The organism is Rhodanobacter sp. FW104-R8 (assembly GCF_001617365.1).
Taxonomy (GTDB): domain Bacteria; phylum Pseudomonadota; class Gammaproteobacteria; order Xanthomonadales; family Rhodanobacteraceae; genus Rhodanobacter.
Map to the genome: position 1 here is coordinate 18658 of NZ_LVJR01000009.1, position 17017 is coordinate 35674.

General features: G+C 67.9%; 20 protein-coding genes. 12 read left to right on the forward strand and 8 right to left on the reverse strand.

Annotated elements, in window-relative coordinates:
* The first annotated feature begins 75 nt into the window (after positions 1–75).
* From RHOFW104R8_RS01860 to RHOFW104R8_RS01875, 5 genes are all read left to right on the forward strand, one after another.
* Positions 76–540: a DUF2244 domain-containing protein gene (locus tag RHOFW104R8_RS01860; RefSeq protein ID WP_068092273.1), complete on the forward strand. Its 465-nt coding sequence runs from the start codon at positions 76–78 to the stop codon at positions 538–540.
* Positions 537–1448, forward strand: coding sequence for a cytochrome c oxidase subunit II (gene coxB, locus RHOFW104R8_RS01865; RefSeq protein ID WP_068092266.1), 912 nt, complete (start codon positions 537–539; stop codon positions 1446–1448). Before RHOFW104R8_RS01860 ends, coxB begins: the two co-directional genes overlap by 4 nt.
* 64 nt (positions 1449–1512) lie before the next feature.
* Positions 1513–3129, forward strand: a complete 1617-nt coding sequence (gene ctaD, locus RHOFW104R8_RS01870) for a cytochrome c oxidase subunit I (protein ID WP_068092263.1) — start codon at positions 1513–1515, stop codon at positions 3127–3129.
* 57 nt (positions 3130–3186) lie between these two features.
* Positions 3187–3330 (forward strand): hypothetical protein, encoded by a 144-nt coding sequence (locus tag RHOFW104R8_RS17665; protein WP_162840139.1) that lies wholly within the window; start codon positions 3187–3189, stop codon positions 3328–3330.
* A gap of 115 nt (positions 3331–3445) precedes the next feature.
* The gene (locus RHOFW104R8_RS01875; protein WP_068092261.1) at positions 3446–4333 is read left to right on the forward strand and encodes a cytochrome c oxidase subunit 3; all 888 of its coding nucleotides are present in this window, start codon (positions 3446–3448) and stop codon (positions 4331–4333) included.
* Between the two features lie 58 nt (positions 4334–4391).
* Here the strand turns inward: RHOFW104R8_RS01875 and RHOFW104R8_RS17550 are convergent, their stop codons facing one another.
* Both RHOFW104R8_RS17550 and RHOFW104R8_RS01880 read right to left on the reverse strand, forming a co-directional pair.
* Positions 4392–4565 (reverse strand): hypothetical protein, encoded by a 174-nt coding sequence (locus tag RHOFW104R8_RS17550; protein ID WP_161487733.1) that lies wholly within the window; start codon positions 4563–4565, stop codon positions 4392–4394.
* Positions 4566–4616: 51 nt separating this feature from the next.
* Positions 4617–4832, reverse strand: a complete 216-nt coding sequence (locus tag RHOFW104R8_RS01880; RefSeq protein ID WP_068092259.1) for a twin transmembrane helix small protein — start codon at positions 4830–4832, stop codon at positions 4617–4619.
* A 59-nt stretch (positions 4833–4891) separates the two neighbouring features.
* Here RHOFW104R8_RS01880 and RHOFW104R8_RS01885 point away from each other — a divergent pair, with 59 nt between their 5' ends.
* From RHOFW104R8_RS01885 to mgtA, 6 genes are all read left to right on the forward strand, one after another.
* A complete protein-coding gene (locus RHOFW104R8_RS01885) occupies positions 4892–5623 on the forward strand; it encodes an SURF1 family protein (protein WP_068092256.1) in 732 nt (243 codons plus the stop codon).
* 23 nt (positions 5624–5646) lie between these two features.
* Entirely contained in the window at positions 5647–6219 is a 573-nt protein-coding gene (locus RHOFW104R8_RS01890; RefSeq protein WP_068092253.1) for a hypothetical protein, read from the forward strand.
* The gene (locus tag RHOFW104R8_RS01895; RefSeq protein ID WP_068092250.1) at positions 6219–7394 is read left to right on the forward strand and encodes a heme A synthase; all 1176 of its coding nucleotides are present in this window, start codon (positions 6219–6221) and stop codon (positions 7392–7394) included. The genes RHOFW104R8_RS01890 and RHOFW104R8_RS01895 overlap by 1 nt, the downstream gene beginning before the upstream one ends.
* Before the next feature lie 2 nt (positions 7395–7396).
* Entirely contained in the window at positions 7397–8299 is a 903-nt protein-coding gene (cyoE, locus tag RHOFW104R8_RS01900) for a heme o synthase (protein WP_068092247.1), read from the forward strand.
* 319 nt (positions 8300–8618) lie between these two features.
* On the forward strand, positions 8619–8861 hold the full coding sequence (locus RHOFW104R8_RS01905; protein ID WP_068092243.1) for a hypothetical protein: 243 nt from the start codon (positions 8619–8621) through the stop codon (positions 8859–8861).
* 156 nt (positions 8862–9017) lie between these two features.
* On the forward strand, positions 9018–11672 hold the full coding sequence (gene mgtA / locus RHOFW104R8_RS01910) for a magnesium-translocating P-type ATPase (protein WP_068092237.1): 2655 nt from the start codon (positions 9018–9020) through the stop codon (positions 11670–11672).
* A 64-nt stretch (positions 11673–11736) separates the two neighbouring features.
* Here the strand turns inward: mgtA and RHOFW104R8_RS01915 are convergent, their stop codons facing one another.
* The 4 genes from RHOFW104R8_RS01915 to RHOFW104R8_RS16835 all read right to left on the reverse strand — a co-directional run bounded on the left by RHOFW104R8_RS01915 (position 11737) and on the right by RHOFW104R8_RS16835 (position 15650).
* Positions 11737–12738, reverse strand: coding sequence for a bile acid:sodium symporter family protein (locus tag RHOFW104R8_RS01915; RefSeq protein ID WP_068092234.1), 1002 nt, complete (start codon positions 12736–12738; stop codon positions 11737–11739).
* A gap of 9 nt (positions 12739–12747) precedes the next feature.
* Entirely contained in the window at positions 12748–13368 is a 621-nt protein-coding gene (locus tag RHOFW104R8_RS01920) for a DedA family protein (protein WP_068092231.1), read from the reverse strand.
* 130 nt (positions 13369–13498) lie between these two features.
* Positions 13499–15286: a DNA primase gene (dnaG, locus tag RHOFW104R8_RS01925; RefSeq protein ID WP_068092228.1), complete on the reverse strand. Its 1788-nt coding sequence runs from the start codon at positions 15284–15286 to the stop codon at positions 13499–13501.
* 193 nt (positions 15287–15479) lie between these two features.
* On the reverse strand, positions 15480–15650 hold the full coding sequence (locus RHOFW104R8_RS16835) for a DUF1328 domain-containing protein (RefSeq protein WP_082823488.1): 171 nt from the start codon (positions 15648–15650) through the stop codon (positions 15480–15482).
* Between the two features lie 154 nt (positions 15651–15804).
* On the opposite strand from RHOFW104R8_RS16835, the gene RHOFW104R8_RS01930 reads away from it, so the two are divergent.
* Positions 15805–16119, forward strand: a complete 315-nt coding sequence (locus RHOFW104R8_RS01930) for a hypothetical protein (RefSeq protein WP_068092225.1) — start codon at positions 15805–15807, stop codon at positions 16117–16119.
* Here RHOFW104R8_RS01930 and RHOFW104R8_RS01935 read toward each other — a convergent pair.
* Both RHOFW104R8_RS01935 and rpsU read right to left on the reverse strand, forming a co-directional pair.
* Positions 16097–16543, reverse strand: coding sequence for a GatB/YqeY domain-containing protein (locus tag RHOFW104R8_RS01935; RefSeq protein WP_068092222.1), 447 nt, complete (start codon positions 16541–16543; stop codon positions 16097–16099). The two genes, RHOFW104R8_RS01930 and RHOFW104R8_RS01935, sit on opposite strands and share 23 nt — an antisense overlap.
* 190 nt (positions 16544–16733) lie before the next feature.
* Positions 16734–16949, reverse strand: coding sequence for a 30S ribosomal protein S21 (rpsU, locus tag RHOFW104R8_RS01940; RefSeq protein WP_007081639.1), 216 nt, complete (start codon positions 16947–16949; stop codon positions 16734–16736).
* Positions 16950–17017: the final 68 nt, after the last annotated feature.

Here is a 17017-nt window from a genome sequence, read left to right on the forward strand (position 1 = left end):
ATTCCAGCGTTCCAGGCACGCCGGGTCCCCATGATCGTGCTTCGACCAGCTACCGCCGGCTTGCCCTGCGTGACGATGTGGCTCAAGCCCAATCGCACGCTCAGCCGGCGCGGTCTGCGTCGCTTGATCGTGGTTCTGGTGGCGCTGGTGCTGGCAACGGCCGGCCTGGGTGCGTGGCAGGGGAATGTGTTCGCTCCGCTGTTCGCCCTGGTCGAATCCGCCGCCGTGGCTGTCGCCTTGAGCGTGGCCTGGCGGGCCGGCGACCGCAGTGAGCGCATCACCCTCGACGCAGCGTCGCTGGAGGTGCAATCCCTGCCGGGCCGGCGCCGCACGCGTTTCCAGTCGTACTGGGTGCGCGTGCTGCTGGAGCCGGGTGACGGGCGTCGGCGCCTGCTGTTGTCGTCGCACGGGCGCGAGCTGGAGATCGGCGCTTTCCTGGCGGACCAGGAACGCATCGAGCTGTCGAAGAAACTCATGGTGTTGCTGGCCGATTTCAACGGACAGCCACGCAAGCAGGTTCAACAAAGGTGCAAGACATGACATCTGGCGGCATCAGGCGATCATTCACGGCAGCGGCGGCCCTCGCCCTTGCATCGTTCGGCAGCGTGGCCCTGGCCGCCCCCGGTCCGTGGCAGCTGAACATGGAGCGCGGCGCGAGCACCTGGTCGCCGGTGGCCTACCACCTCAACAACATCGCGCTCGGCGTGTGCACCGTGATCGGCGTGCTGGTGTTCGGCGCGATGTTCGTGGCGATGTTCCGCTTCCGCAAGTCGCGCGGCGCGGTCGCCGAGAAGTGGTCGCACAACACCACGGTGGAAGTGGTCTGGACGACCATCCCGGTGCTGATCCTGATCACCCTGGCCTACCTGGCCACCGGCGGCCTCGCCAGCTGGGCCGACACCACCGGCTCGCAGATGACCGTCAAGGTCACCGGCTACCAGTGGAAGTGGCGCTACGACTACGTCGATTACCTGGGCAAGTCGATCGACAAGGTCGGCTTCATGTCCAAGCTCGACTCGCAGAGCGACCAGACCCGCCAGCTCGGTTCCGGCCTGGACCCGTTCGCGGTGAAGGTCGGCGACGAAAGCACTTACCTGCTGAACGTCGACAAGCCGCTGGTAGTGCCGGTCGACACCAAGATCCGCTTCGTGATCACCAGCGGCGACGTGATCCACTCCTGGTGGGTGCCGGCGGCCGGCTGGAAGCTCGACGCGATCCCCGGGATCATCAACGCGGCCTGGGCGAACTTCACCACGCCGGGCACCTACCGCGGCCAGTGCGCCGAGTTGTGCGGCCAGGACCACGGCTTCATGCCGATCGTGGTGGAGGTCAAGACCAAGGCGGATTTCGCCAAGTGGCTGGCCGAGCAGGAGGCGCACTCCGCCGCGCCGGCTCCGGCGCCGCAAACCGCGCAGGTCGCCGCCCCGGCCGCGGCCAAGCAGGGCTGAGCCCCGCCCGGCACCCGTTTCTCTCGCAGTCGCATTCAATATTCCAGGTTAGAGGTGCAAGGCCATGTCCTACGCAGCCACCCATGATCAGCACGACGATCACCACGGCGCGCCGAAAAGTTTCTTCCAGCGCTGGTTCATGTCGACCAACCACAAGGACATCGGCACGCTGTACCTGATCTTCTCGCTGACGATGTTCTTCATCGGCGGCAGCTTTGCGATGTTGATCCGCGCCGAGTTGTTCAAGCCCGGCATGCAGCTGATGCAGCCGTACTTCTTCAACGAGCTGACCACCATGCACGCGCTGATCATGATCTTCGGCGCGATCATGCCGGCCTTCGTCGGCCTCGGCAACTGGATGATCCCGCTGATGGTCGGCGCGCCGGACATGGCGCTGCCGCGCATGAACAACCTGTCGTTCTGGATCCTGCCGTTCGCTTTCCTGCTGATGCTGTCCACGCTGTTCCTGCCCGGCGGCGGCCCGGCCGGCGGCTGGACCATGTACCCGCCGCTGGCGCTGCAGACCGATTCGCTGGCCTACGTAGTGTTCGCCATCCACCTGATGGGCATCAGCTCGATCATGGGCGCGATCAACATCATCGCCACCATCCTCAACATGCGCGCGCCCGGCATGGACCTGCTGAAGATGCCGGTGTTCGTGTGGAGCTGGCTGATCACCGCCTTCCTGCTGATCGCGGTGATGCCGGTGCTGGCCGGCGCGGTGACCATGCTGCTCACCGACAAGTACTTCGGCACCAACTTCTTCAACCCGGGCGGCGGCGGCGACCCGGTGCTGTACCAGCACATCTTCTGGTTCTTCGGCCACCCCGAGGTGTACATCATGATCCTGCCGGCGTTCGGGATCATCTCGGAGATCGTGCCGACCTTCGCGCGCAAGCCGATCTTCGGCTACAAGGCGATGGTGTTCGCGATCGCCTGCATCGCGTTCCTGTCGTTCATCGTGTGGGCGCACCACATGTTCGCGGTGGGCCTGCCGCTGGGCGCCGAGATCTTCTTCATGTACGCCACCATGCTGATCTCGGTGCCGACCGGCGTGAAGGTATTCAACTGGGTCGCCACCATGTGGGGCGGCTCGATGACGTTCGAGACGCCGATGCTGTTCGCGCTCGCCTTCATCATCCTGTTCACCATCGGCGGTTTCTCCGGCCTGATGCTGGCGCTGGTGCCGGCCGACTTCCAGTACCACGACACCTACTTCGTGGTGGCGCACTTCCACTACGTGCTGGTGACCGGCGCGCTGTTCGCGATCATCGGCTCGGCGTACTACTGGATGCCGAAGTGGACCGGCCACATGTACAACGAGTTCTGGGGCAAGGTGCACTTCTGGAACAGCGTGATCTGGGTCAACGTGCTGTTCTTCCCGCAGCACTTCCTGGGCCTGGCCGGCATGCCGCGCCGCATTCCCGACTACAACGTGGCATTCGCCAACTTCAACATGATCAGCTCGATCGGCGGCTTCCTGTTCGGCGCCACCCAGCTGATCTTCGTCGGCGTGGTGATCCACTGCGTGTTCTTCTCGAAGAAGAAGGCCACCGACCGCGTCTGGGAAGGTGCCAAGGGCCTGGAGTGGACGGTGCCGTCGCCGGCGCCGCACCATACCTTCGAGGTGCCGCCGGTGATCAACGACGACGAACTGGCGCACGGCCACGTGAACGACTGAACCTGACCGCGGGGCCCCGGCCACACCGGCCGGGACGTCGCAACGGAACGAACCGGAATGACCCAGCACACCGCCAACCATCCAGCTGCCGACGACGGCGAAGGCCGCCGCAAGGGCGTGCGGCGCACCGTGACGGTGCTGGTGGCGATCGTGCTGGCGTTCTTCCTGCTGTCGTTCCTGCAGATCATGCTGATGAAATAGCGGTATCGCGGGCGCCACACGTTTTTCCGACCGGTCCGGCTCGACGACCGGCCTGCAGTTCCCCGGGCGGCACGACGGGGCAAAAGTCATCAAGAGAAATCCACGGGGTCTCACCATGGGTCAGCAGCACGACGCTTACTTCGTTCCAGCCAAGAGCACCTGGCCTTTCGTGGCCGCGGTGGTCATGTTCATCACCGTGTTCGGTGCCGCGCACTGGCTGAACGCCGAGCCCGGCGACGCCGGCTTCGGCAAGACCGTGCTGAGCGTCGGCGTGATCGGCGTGCTGGGCATGTTCTTCGGCTGGTTCCGCTCGGTGATCAACGAGTCGCTGGCCGGCAGCTACAACCACCAGGTGGACACCTCGTTCCGCATGGGCATGATGTGGTTCATCTTCTCCGAGGTGATGTTCTTCGGCGCGTTCTTCGGCGCGCTGTTCTACATCCGCATGTTCTCGGTGCCGTGGCTCGGCGGCCACGGCCACGGCGTGCTGACCCATCAGTTCCTGTGGAGCGACTACGCCGCCGCTTGGGGCGCCAATGGCGGCAACGGCCCGGAGCAGGCCGGCGGCGCGTTCCGCACCGTGCCGGCGTGGGGGCTGCCGCTGCTGAACACGCTGATCCTGCTCACCTCCAGCGTCACCGTGACGATCGCGCACCATGCGCTGCGCGCCGGCCACCGCGGCAGGATCCTGCTGTTCCTGGGCCTGACCGTATTGCTCGGCGCCACCTTCCTGTACTTCCAGGCGCACGAGTACATCGAGGCGTACAAGGAACTGAACCTCACCCTGCACAGCGGCGTCTACGGCTCGACCTTCTTCCTGCTCACCGGCTTCCACGGCCTGCACGTGACGCTGGGCACGATCATGCTGGCGGTGATCTGGCTGCGCGTGCTGAAGGGCCACTTCAACAAGGAGCACCACTTCGGCTTCGAGGCGGTGGCCTGGTACTGGCACTTCGTCGACGTGGTCTGGCTCGGCCTGTTCATGTTCGTCTATATACTTTGACGCGACATCCTGTCGCGGAAGGCGAAGGTCAAGAACCGGCCATCCGTGGCCGGACTCTTCAAAAAGGCAGGACTTCACGCGACTTCCCGTCGCGGAGAGCGAAGGTCAAAAACCGGCCATCGGGCAACGGCTCCTGCGTTGCCTCAACTCGGGCATCCATGCCCTCGCCATGGCCGGACTCTTCAAAGAAGCCGCGCCCGGGATCGAGTTTGAGTACAAGAAAGCCCGCCATTCGGCGGGCTTTTCGTCTTGCGGAGGAACAGTCGCCGCCGTGCGGTTACAATCACTGGCCGACGTCGTGGGGATGCAGCCAGCCCATCCAGATGCCGAACGCGACCATGGCGATGAACAGCAGCGACAGGCCGATGCGGCGGGTCAGGGCCCACACCGTGCGGCGGTCGTCGTCCTTGTCGGTCATCATGAAGTACAGCGCCTGGCCGAGGCTGAAGATCACCACCAGCAGCACCACCACCAGCGCGATTTTATAGATGGTTTCCACGTGATTGACCCGATCCAGTTCGACAAGGCGAGTATAGCGGTCGCCGGCAGGCGCCCGGCGTGAACGGGTTTCGCCGTCCTTCCTGGTGGGCGTTGCTGCTGACCGCGGCCGGAGCCTTGCTGTTCGTGCGTTTGGGCGTGTGGCAGCTGCATCGCGCCGACTTCAAGGAAGCGCTTCTGCGGCGGTATGCCGCATCGGCGGAGGCGCCGCTGCAGGACTTCGCCAGGGTCGCCGAAACGCCGCCGGCGGACGGCTTCCCGCGGGTGCGCGTGAGCGGCCGCTACCTGGCCGACCGGCTGTACCTGCTGGACAACCCGAAGCACGACAGTTTCGGCGGCGTGGAGGTATTCGCGCCGCTGGCGGTGGACGGCCGGGCGCCGCTGCTGCTGGTCGACCTGGGCTTCCTGCCCGGCAACGGCAACGGCAAGACGCCGCAGCTGCCGCCGCTGCCCGACGGCGAGGTGAGCCTGCAAGGCGTGTACGTGCCGCCGCCGCCGCCCGGCTTCGAGATGGGCGGCAATGCGCTGGCGCGGCAGGCGCAGTGGCCGAAGAGCAGCATCTTCCTGGACCCGGCGGAGATCGCCCGCGACCTCGGCCGACCGCTGTTTCCGCGGCTGCTGGCGCTGGATCCCGATCCGGCCTCGATCTACGTACGCGTGCATACCCTCGATTTCTCCGCGATGCCGCCGGCGCGGCATCGCGCCTACGCGTTCCAGTGGTTCACCTTCGCGCTTGCCGCGGTGGTGATCCTGCTGGTCGTGCATCGCAAGCGCCCACCGCGCAAGCCCTGATTCCCCGAAGGTCGTCAAGTCCGATGAAAGCCGCTGACCCCGCCACCGTGCGCAAAAGCCGAAGGTTCCTGCTGCTGGTCGCACTGGTGTTTGCCGCGCCGATGATCATCGCCGGCCTGCTCAACTGGAGCGGCTGGCAGCCGGGCGTGAAGGGCAACGGCCAGCCGATCCTGCCGCAGCGCAACTTCGTCGCCGAGCAGTTGCAGGTGCGGCTGTACGACGGCACATCATGGCCATGGCGCGACAGCGAACCGCGATTCACCCTGATTGCACTGGCCGGCCCGGACTGCGCCGCGCAATGCTTCGAGACGCTGACCGGGATCGCCAAGGCGCGCGTCATGCTCAACCGCAACCAGTCGCGCCTGCGCCTGCTCTACGTCGGCGTGCCGCCGGCGGATCCGGGCCGGCGCACCGCGATGCAGACCTTCTGGACGCTCGGTAGCGACGTCGATGGCAAGCTGGCCGCGTACGCGCCGGCCGCGCCGGACAGCGTCAGTGCCGTATTGGTGGAATCCAACGGCACTGCACTGTCGCTGTACCCGGCGGGCTTCGAGGTTCCCGGCCTGTTGCGGGACATGGTGAAGGTGATCAAGTGATGTCGGCACGCTCCCTGAAAACCCTGCGCTGGCTGGCGCTGTTCGCAGCGGTGTTCGCGTTCGGGCTGGTGATGTTCGGCGCCTTCGTGCGGCTGTCGAACGCCGGCCTGTCCTGCCCGGACTGGCCGACCTGCTACGGCCAGGTCACCTGGCCGCAGCACGCGCAGGCGGTGGCGCACGCCGACGCGGCCTTCCCGGACCGCCCGTACGAGGCGCACAAGGCCTGGCGCGAACAGGTGCACCGCTTCCTCGCCGGCACGCTCGGGGTGCTGGTGCTGCTGCTGGCGGTGCTCGCCAGCTGGCGCCGGCGCAGCGCGCTGCTGGCGGTGCTCGCCGGCGCCGTGTTCGCGGCACTCGGGGTGGGCCTGTACATGCGCGGCGAACACCTGTGGTCGTCGTTGCTGGCGGCCTGTGCGATCGCGCTGCCGCTGCTCGCCGCAATCCGCCTGCCGCGGCCCGGTGCCTGGAAGATCTGCGTGCTGGCGCTGGCGGTGATCATCTTCCAGGCGATGCTCGGCATGTGGACGGTGACCTTGCTGCTCAAGCCGATCGTGGTGATGGGCCATCTGCTCGGCGGCATGGCCACGTTCGCGCTGCTGGCGTACGCCGCGCTGCGCTTCGCCGGCGTGGCGGCAGCGGACGATCACTTCGCCGATTTGCGCCGGCTGGTGGCGATCGGCATCGTGCTGCTGCTGTGCCAGATCGCGCTGGGCGGCTGGACCTCGGCGAACTACGCGGCGCTGGCCTGCGGCTACGGCCCCGGTTCGTTCCCGCAGTGCCTTGGCCAGTGGGCGCCGCCCACGGATTTCCGCGAGGGCTTCGTGCTGTGGCGCGGGATCGGCGTGAACTACGAGGGTGGCGTGCTCGACATGGCTGCGCGCAGCGCAATCCAGATTGCACACCGGCTCGGTGCGCTGGTGGTGTTCTGCTACCTCGGCTGGCTGGCGACCAGGGCCGCCCGGCGCGGCATGGTCGGCTGCGGCCTGGCGATCGCGCTGGCGCTGGCGGGCCAGGTGCTGCTGGGCATCAGCAACGTGTACTTCGGCCTGCCGCTGGCGGTGGCGACCGCGCACAATGGCGTGGCCGCGCTGCTGCTGTTCACCCTGCTGGCCACGCTGGCGCGCACGCAGCGGCGGCGCGACGAATCGATCTTCCTGCCGCCGGGACGACACTGACGATGAGCGCCTTCCACGAGTACATGCAACTGACCAAGCCGCGCATCGTCGCCCTGCTGGTGTTCTGCGCGGTGATCGGCATGTTCCTCGCCGTGCCCGGGTTGCCGCACTGGCAGGCGCTGGTGTTCGGCACGCTGGGGATCTGGCTGGCATCGTCCTCGGCCGCCGCGTTCAACCAGCTGATCGACCAGCGCATCGACAAGGTGATGGTGCGCACCGCGCACCGCCCGCTCGCCACCGGGCACCTCAACCCGCGCCAGGTGTTCGTGTTCGCGCTGGCGCTGGGCGTCGCCTCGATGCTGGTGCTGGTGCTGCTGGTCAACACGCTGACCGCGGTGCTGACCTTCGCCGGGCTGATCGGCTACGCGGTGATCTACACCGCCTTCCTGAAGCGCGCCTCGCCGCAGAACATCGTGATCGGCGGCCTCGCCGGCGCGATCCCGCCGGTGCTGGGCTGGACCGCGGTGACCGGCGCGCTGCACCCGTACGCGCTGCAGCTGTGCCTGATCATCTTCGTGTGGACGCCGCCGCATTTCTGGGCGCTGGCGATCTTCCGCCGCGACGACTACTCGCGCGCCCAGGTGCCGATGCTGCCGGTGACCCATGGCGTGGTGTTCACCCGCTGGCACATCCTGTTCTACACCGTGCTGCTGGTGCTGGTGACCCTGCTGCCGGCGCTGACCGGGATGAGCGGGCTGGTCTACCTGGGCGGTGCGGCGGTGCTGGGCGGGGCGTTCCTGTATTACGCGGTGCGCCTGCTGAACCCGCCGGACGAGCTGTACGCGATGAAGGTGTTCAACTACTCCATCGTCTACCTGATGGCGTTGTTCGCGTTCCTGCTGGCCGACCACTGGCTGGTGTCGCCGTTGCTGCAGCCGGCGGTCTCGTCGGCAGCGGTGGGCTGAGCGGAACATTCCGGCCGCGTGCGCAACAACTTTCGTTCGAGCAGGGCGCTTGCCGGGATTGACACTGCGGCAACGCAGCACGACAATGCCCGCGCCCCCCGGCGCGTCCAGCGTCGGCGGGCTCCCTGTCCTGACTAACCAAGGCATATGGACGTTTACCCTAGTCGCAACGTCGACATCCGCGAGCATCGGATGCCGGCATTGCATAACAAGCTGATGATCTGCGGCGACCGCCTGCGGTCGGCCGGCGCTTTCCTCGACTAGGGAAGACCGGCCCACCTCCTCCGGCGCTGCGGGCGCCGTAACGAGGAGATGGGCCATGAAGCTCCTTCGCGATTCCGTTTTGCTGCGCATGCTGCGCCGGCTGCTGGCTGGCCGCCGCGAGGCCGTGCGCGCCACCTACACCATCACCGTGCCCGCCCCGCTGGAGCGGTCGGCCGGCAGCAACGTGGTCGAACTGCACCGCCGCGCCGACGCCGGCGGCCGCACGTCGGCGGCAACGAGGGCCCGCGGCGACGCGCTGCCATCCTCCGGCCATCTCGCACTGGTATCCAGTCGCTGATGGTCGCCATGACGTCATGCACGGGATGGCCTCCGCCAGTGGCGGAACCGTTCCGGCCGCATGCGCGGCCAGGCACACCGGCGCCGGCGAAGTTGGCGGATTGATTCCGCGGACTCGCACCGGCGGCAGGTATCGGCGAATTCACGGAAGCGGCTCATGATCAAGCAATCCATCCAGGGCGCCCTGCCGAGGGCGGCCGACAGGGGTGCGTCGGCACCCTTGCATGTGGCGGTGGCGCAGGAGGCGTTCCGCGACAACGAGGCGCTGCTGGCCGGGCTGGACAGCACGCCGGCCGGTCTCGACGAGGGGCAGATCGCCGAGCGGCTGGCCCGCGACGGCATCAACGAGGTCTCGCACGAGAAGCCGCCGCACTGGTCGCGGCAGCTGCTGCGCGCGTTCAAGAACCCGTTCATCATCGTGTTGCTGGTGCTGGCCGGGGTGCAGCTGTTCACCGACTCCAGCGATCTCACCGGGCCGGCCATCATCGCGGTGATGGTGGGCATCAGCGTGCTGCTGAGCTTCACCCAGGAGTACCGCTCCTCGAAGGCGGCGGAGAAGCTGAAGGCGATGGTGCGCAACACCGCCACGGTGACGCGGCGCGCCTCCGACGGCCACAGCGAGCGCATCGAGGTGCCGGTGGGCGAGCTGGTCGCCGGCGACATCGTGCACCTGGCCGCGGGCGACATGGTGCCCGCCGACCTGCGCCTGCTGCACGCGAAGGACCTGTTCATCAGCCAGGCGATCCTCACCGGCGAGTCGCTGCCGGTGGAGAAGGCCGCGCCGGGAGCGCACGGCGCGGCCGAGGCGGACCACACCAATCCGCTGGACCTGCCGACGATCTGCTACATGGGCACCAACGTGGTCAGCGGCACCGCCACCGCGGTGGCGGTGGCGACCGGCCCGCGCAGCTATCTCGGCTCGCTGGCGCACAGCATCGTGGGCCAGCGCGTGCAGACCAGCTTCGACCGCGGCGTGAACAGCGTCAGCTGGCTGCTGATCCGCTTCATGGCGGTGATGGTGCCGGTGGTGTTCCTGATCAACGGCTTCGACAAGCACGACTGGCTGCAGGCGTTCATGTTCGCGCTGTCGGTGGCGGTCGGCCTCACCCCGGAGATGCTGCCGCTGATCGTCACCGCGAACCTGGCCAAGGGCGCGCTGGCGATGTCCCGGCGCAAGGTGGTGGTGAAGCGGCTCAACGCGATCCAGAACTTCGGCGCGATGGACGTGCTGTGCACCGACAAGACCGGCACGCTCACGCTGGACAAGATCGTGCTCGAGCGGCATCTCGACCTGCACGGCGAGGAGTCCGACGAGGCGCTGGAGTACGGCTACCTCAACAGCCGCTTCCAGACCGGCCTGAAGAACCTGATGGACAAGGCGGTGCTGGCGCATCGCGACCTGGAGCCGACCGCGGCGCACTACCGCATCGTCGACGAGATCCCGTTCGACTTCCAGCGCCGGCGCATGTCCGTCGTGCTCGGCAACGGCGACGGTCACGACCTGATCGTGTGCAAGGGTGCGGTGGAGGAGATGCTGTCGACCTGCGCCTGGGCGAAGACCGGCGACGAGATCGTGCCGATGACCGACGCGCAGCGCGACGAGATCAAGGAGATGACGCGCGGGCTCAACGAAGACGGCCTGCGCGTGCTGGTGGTGGCGGTGAAGCAGCAGCCGCCGGCCGGGCGTCCGTACGGCGTCGCCGACGAGAGCGGGCTGACCGCGGTGGGTTGCCTGGCCTTCCTCGATCCGCCGAAGGATTCGGCAGCCACCGCGATCGCCGCGCTGCATCATCATGGCGTGCAGGTGAAGGTCATCACCGGCGACAACGAGGCGGTGACGCGCAAGATCTGCCGCGAGGTGGGGCTGGACGTGGAGCATTCGGCGCAGGGCCGGCACATCGAGCCGCTGGACGATGCGGCGCTCGACGAGCTGGTCAAGCGCACCACGGTATTCGCCAAGATGTCGCCGCTGCAGAAGGCGCGCGTGGTGAAGTCGCTGCAGCGCCAGGGCCACACGGTGGGCTTCCTCGGCGACGGCATCAACGACGCGCCGGCGCTGCGCGAGGCGGATGTGGGCATCTCGGTGGATACCGCCACCGACATCGCGAAGGAATCGGCCGACATCATCCTGCTCGAAAAGAACCTGATGGTGCTGGAGGAGGGCGTGATCGAGGGCCGCATCACGTTCGGCAACATCATCAAGTACATCAAGATGACCGCCAGCTCGAACTTCGGCAACATGTTCTCGGTGCTGGTGGCGAGCGCGTTCCTGCCGTTCCTGCCGATGCTGCCGCTGCAGATCCTGGTGCTGAACCTGCTGTACGACATCTCGCAGCTGTCGATCCCGTTCGACCGCATGGACGACGAGTACCTACGCAAGCCGCGCAAGTGGGACGCCAGCGACATCGGCCGCTTCATGGTGTGGATCGGCCCGGTCAGCTCGATCTTCGACATCACCACGTTCCTGCTGCTGTGGTACGTGTTCGGCGCGAATTCGACGGCGCACCAGCCGTTCTTCCAGTCCGGCTGGTTCATCGAGAGCCTGCTGACGCAGACGCTGATCGTGCACATGATCCGCACGCGCCGGATCCCGTTCCTGCAGAGCATCGCCTCGGCGCCGGTGCTGGCGCTGACCACCGCGGTCATCCTGGTCGGCCTGTTCATACCGTTCACTGGAATCGGCGCCAAGATCGGCATGGTGCCACTGCCGACGGTGTTCTTCGGCTGGGTCGCGCTGACCGTGCTGACCTACTGCGTGCTGACCCAGCTGATGAAGCTGATCTACATCCGTCGTTACGGACGCTGGCTGTAGCGGCGGCACATGCCGGTGCCTTGCACCTGCGGGAGCGTCGTGGGCGGCGCTTCCGCGGGTCGCCTCAGTCGGCCTCGCGGCTGTCTTCGGCGGTGATGCGGTCGCCCCGCACGGCGTAGCGCCGCGCCACCACCGCGCACACCATCAGCTGCAGCTGGTGGAAGATCATCAGCGGCAGCACCAGCGCGCCGAGGCCGCCGAGCTGGCCGGCGAACAGGATCTTGGCCATCGGGATGCCGCTGGCCATGCTCTTCTTGGAGCCGCAGAACACGATGGCGATCTCGTCCCCGCGCGGGAAGCCGAGCCGGCGCGCGGTCCAGGCCAGCGTCGGCATCACCAGGGCCAGCAGCAGCGCGCACATCGCCAGGGTGGCGAGCAGGGCGGAGAGCGGCGTGTCGCGCCACAGGCCGCCGACCACCGCGGCGCTGAACGCGGTGTACACCACCAGCAGGATCGTGCCCTGGTCGGTATAGCCGAGCAGCGGCCGGTGGCGGTCGACGAAGCCGCCGATCCAGCGCCGGGCCGCGTGGCCCAGCACGAACGGCAGCAGCAGCTGCAGCACGATGTCCAGCGCGCCCCGCCAGGAGGCGCCGCCGCCGTGGCCGGCCAGCAGCAGGCCGACCAGCAGCGGGGTCAGCACGATGCCGAGCAGGTTCGACATCGACGCGCTGACCACCGCGGCGGAGACGTTGCCGCCGGCGATCGAGGTGAACGCGATCGACGACTGCACCGTGGACGGCAACGTGCACACGAACAGCACGCCGAGGTACAGCCCGGGCGTCAGCAGCGCGTGGCCGACCGGCTGCAGCGCCAGCCCCAGCAGCGGGAACAGCACGAAGGTGCTGGCGAGCACGGTCAGGTGCAGCCGCCAGTGGGTGAGGCCCTGCATGATCGCCGCGCGCGGCAGCTTGGCGCCGTGCAGGAAGAACAGCAGCGCGATCGCGCCGTCGGTGATCGCGTCGAACGCCCGCGCCGCCCCGCCCCGGCACGGCAGCAGCGAGGCCAGCGCCACGGTGGCGAGCAGGGCGAGCGTGAAGTTGTCGGGACCGGCGCGGCGCGACGACATGCCGGCGGCTCAGTCCAGCCCACAGCGCGTGCGGCGCCGGCGCCGCCACCACAGCATCAGCGCGGTGAACACGAGGATGCCCAGCAGCACCCACAGGCTGCTCTGGCCGCGGTGTATCCACTTCGCCAGCCACTCGTGGTTGTCGGCGCCGAAATAGCCCAGGTAGACCCAGATCGGCACGCTGATCAGCGCGGCCAGCGTGTCGATCAGCAGGAAGCGCAGGAACGACACCCGGTGGGTGGTGCCGGCGGTGAGGTAGACGGTGGTGCGCATGCCGGGCAGGAAGCGCGCGAAGAACAGCATGCGGTTGCCGTACTGGTCGAACTTCTCCTGCACCTTGACGTAGCGCTCCGGCGTCAGCACGCGCGCCACGAAGCGCCATTGCAGGATGCGTGCGCCGTAGTGGTGGCCGAGCAGGAAGATGGCGCAGTCGCCCAGCAGCACGCCGGACATCGCCAGCGCGAACATCGCGTGCACGTTGGCGTAGCCCAGGCCCGCGATCACGCCGCCGGCGACCAGGGTGACGTCCTCCGGCAGCGGCAGGCCGGCGCCGCAGATCATCAGCGCGATGAACACCGCGACATAGCCGTTTTCGGCGAAGATCGTCACCAGTTGCTGCAGCAGGTCCATCAGTGTCCTTGCGCTTCAGACGGGGGCCGCCGGGCCGCAGCCGGGCATGTTCCCACAGTCGGGCGCCGGCCGATGGCCGATGGGGCGGCATGACGCAGGGCGCACGCGGGCAGACGGCGGCTCGTCATGCTCAGGCCGAGGCCACCGGCGGCCGTGCGCGGGCGGCCAGCAGTTCGCGCAATTCGGCTTTCTCGGCGGAGTCCAGCCGGCCTTCGCGGCTCTTCGCGGTCAAGGCGTCGCGGCGCTGGGTGCAGGCCTGGTCCTCCATCCGCGCCAGCGCGTCGAAGAATTCGGTGCGCTGGCTTTCCGGTTCGCCCACCGACATCGCCGCCATCAGTTTCTGCAGCGAGGGGTATTCCGGCCGCTCGGCGAAGTGCTCCACCAGCATCGCGGAATTGATGCCGGGGCGGGCGCGGGCCAGGTCGAGCAGTTCGGCCAGCAGCTCCACGCCTGGCTTGTCCAGGCGCAGGAAGCGGTAAGGCCTTTCCACTTGGTCGGCCATGCCTGGCTGCGCCAGCAGCAGCGAGATCGCGCTGCGCACCAGGCTGCGCTGCACCGCCACCGGCCGCTGCACAGCGCGGTGCACGGCCGGATCGGCCTGCAGCAAGGCGCGCGCGCCGCTGCGCTTCTCCAGCTCCTGCCCCATCAGGTCGCGGAACGCGCCATCGGGCAGTTTCGCGATCAGCGGGCGGGCGCGCTCGGCCAGCCGGGCGCGGCCATCGAGGCTGGCCATGTCGACATCGTGCGACAGCTCGTTGAAGAAGTAGTCCGACAGCGGCATCGCTTCCCGGATGCGCTTTTCGAAACCCTCCTTGCCTTCCTTGCGCACCAGCGTGTCCGGGTCCTCGCCGTCGGGCAGGAACAGGAAGTACGCCTGGCGGCCGTCGCGCAGGCGCGGCAGCGCGGATTCCAGCGCCTTCCACGCCGCGGCGCGGCCGGCGCGGTCGCCGTCGAAACAGAACACCACGTCCGGCGCGGCGCGGAACAGCACCTCGGTGTGCTCGGGCGTGGTCGCCGTGCCCAGCGTGGCCACCGCGATCGGCAGCCCGGCCTGGTGCAGCGCGATCACGTCCATGTAGCCCTCGACCACCACGATCCGCTGCAGGTTCGCGTTCGCCTGCTTCACCTGCCACAGCGCGAACAGCTCGCGGCCCTTGTGGAACAGCGGGGTCTCCGGCGAGTTGAGATACTTGGGGCCTTCACTCTTGCGCGCGTCCTGCGCGCGAGGATCAAGAACCGGCGATCCCTCGCTGGACTTTTGGATAACCCTCCCGCCGAACGCGATCACCCGCCCGCGGCGGTCGAGGATGGGGAACATCAGCCGCTCGCGGAAGCGGTCGTACTTGCTGCCGCGTTCGCTGGAGGCGACCATGCCGGCCTCGTTCAGCAGCTCCATCCGCCGCGGGCTGTTGCCCAGCGCCTTGATCACCCCGTCGTAGCCGGCCGGCGCCCAGCCGAGGCGGAAGCGCTTGATCGTTTCCGCGTCCAGCCCGCGCTTGCCGCAGTACGCCTGGGCGTCGGCGCTGCGCGGCAGCTCGCCTTCGTACCAGCTGGCGGCGGCGTCGAGCAGGGCATACAGGTCGGTCTTGTCCTCGCGCGGGCGCTCGTCGCGGCCGCCCTCGCGCGGCACGGTGAGGCCCACCGTCTGCGCCAGCTCCTCCACCGCGTCCGGAAACTCCAGCCGCTCGTAGTCCATCAGGAACTTCACCGCGCTGCCGTGCGCGCCGCAGCCGAAGCAGTGGAAGAACTGCTTGGCCGGGCTGACGTAGAACGAGGGCGTGCGCTCGTTGTGGAACGGGCAGCAGGCGGTCCACTCGCGTCCGGCCTTCTTCAGCGGCACGCGCCGCTCGATCACGTCGACGATGTCGACGCGGGCAAGCAGTTCATCGATGAAGCTGTCGGGAATCAGGCCGCGCATAGACCGTCTAGTCTAGTCGGTCGCCGCCAGGGAGGCTCGGGCGGATTGCGCCGACCTGAGGCGAAATGCCGCGGTGAAGAGCCGCGCACCGTCGGGAGGCGCGCTTTCGCCCCGCCCGCCGCGATGGCCGTCGTGCGGTCAATCCGCCGCTCCGGTCAGGACGCCGGCCTGAATCGCCGCTGGAACAGCTTGGCTAGAACAGACTGATCACGCCGATCAGCGCCAGTACGGCCAGCAGGAACAGGATCGCGAAGCACACGAACAGCACCTTGGCGATGGTGGCAGTGGCGCCGGAGACACTGCCGAAACCGAGCCAGCCGGTGACCAGCGAGATGATGGCGAATATGAGGGCCCACTTCAGCATGTGCTTCTCCTGCGGCGACGATCGCCCGCGCGGCAAGGTGTGCGGCGGGACACGGCGTTTGTAGCGGGGCGGCCGTGAACGCGATGCATCGCGCCGCTTGCCAGTGGCGGTGTGGGGCGGCAAGCTTCCGAGGGTATTCCGGGAGCGGCAAGCCATGGTGATCAGCGCGGTGATGATGATCAAGCAGCGCGCGATCGTGCGCGCATTCGAGCGGGCTGCCGCGACCGCGGCGGCGACCGCCTGCACGGCGGAGCAACTGGGCCTGAAACCGGGCATGGCCTGGTACCAGCTGGTAAGCCATGCGGTGCTGCGCTGCCCGGGCGAGGGGCGCTATTTCCTCGACGTGGCGAACTGGCAGCGGCTGCGCCGGCGCCGCCATCGCATCGCGCTGGCCGTGGTCGCCGGCATGCTGGTGCTGCTGGGGCTGCTGTTCGTGGCCGGCACGCTCAGCCGGCCAGGCGCGCCTTGATCCGGGCCGAAACCACGCCCATGTCGGCGCGGCCGGCGGCCTTTTCCTTCACCGCGGCCACCACCTTGCCCATGTCGCGCGGCGAGCTGGCGCCGGTGTCGGCGATCGCGGCGCTGATCAGGGCGTCGATCTCGGCGTCGCCGAGCTTGGCCGGCAGGTAGCCCTCGATCACCGTCATCTCGGCGCGCTCCACGTCGGCCAGGTCCTCGCGGCCGGCCGCGGCGTACTGGCTGACCGAGTCCTTGCGCTGCTTCAGCATCTTCTCCAGCACGCTGAGCACCTGCATGTCGTCCAGCTCGATCCGCTCGTCCACCTCGCGCTGCTTGACCGCCGCCAGCATCAGCCGGATCACGCCCAGCCGGTGCTTGTCGCCGCCGCGCATGGCGGTCTTCATGTCTTCGGTGATCTGCTGCTTGAGGGTCATGGCGAAGGCCTCGGGGTCGGGTGGCTGATTCTACGGAAACGACAAAGCCGGCGTTGCCCTGGGGGACAACGCCGGCCCATGTCGAATCCGGAGTGCTTGCGGCGGCTGCGAGAACCCGCGCCGACCGTGTTTCCTGCATGCGCAGCGTGAAGACGCTGGCGGGCCCGCCGACGGGCGGCGAGCGGGAAACTCAGTACAGGCGGACCTTGCGCGAAACGTCGCGCGACAGGCGGCGCAGGTGGCGCTTCACCGCGGCGGCGCGCTTGCGCTTGCGTTCCTGGGTCGGCTTTTCGTAGAACTCGCGCTTGCGCGTTTCAGCCAGGACGCCGGCCTTTTCGCAGGTACGCTTGAAACGACGCAGTGCGATCTCGAACGGCTCGTTCTCGCGAACTTTTACGTTGGGCATGGAAACTCCGAGTGGTAATCTGCCCGCTGGTACGGGACTGTCAAATAGGGCGAGCCGCGAATTATACC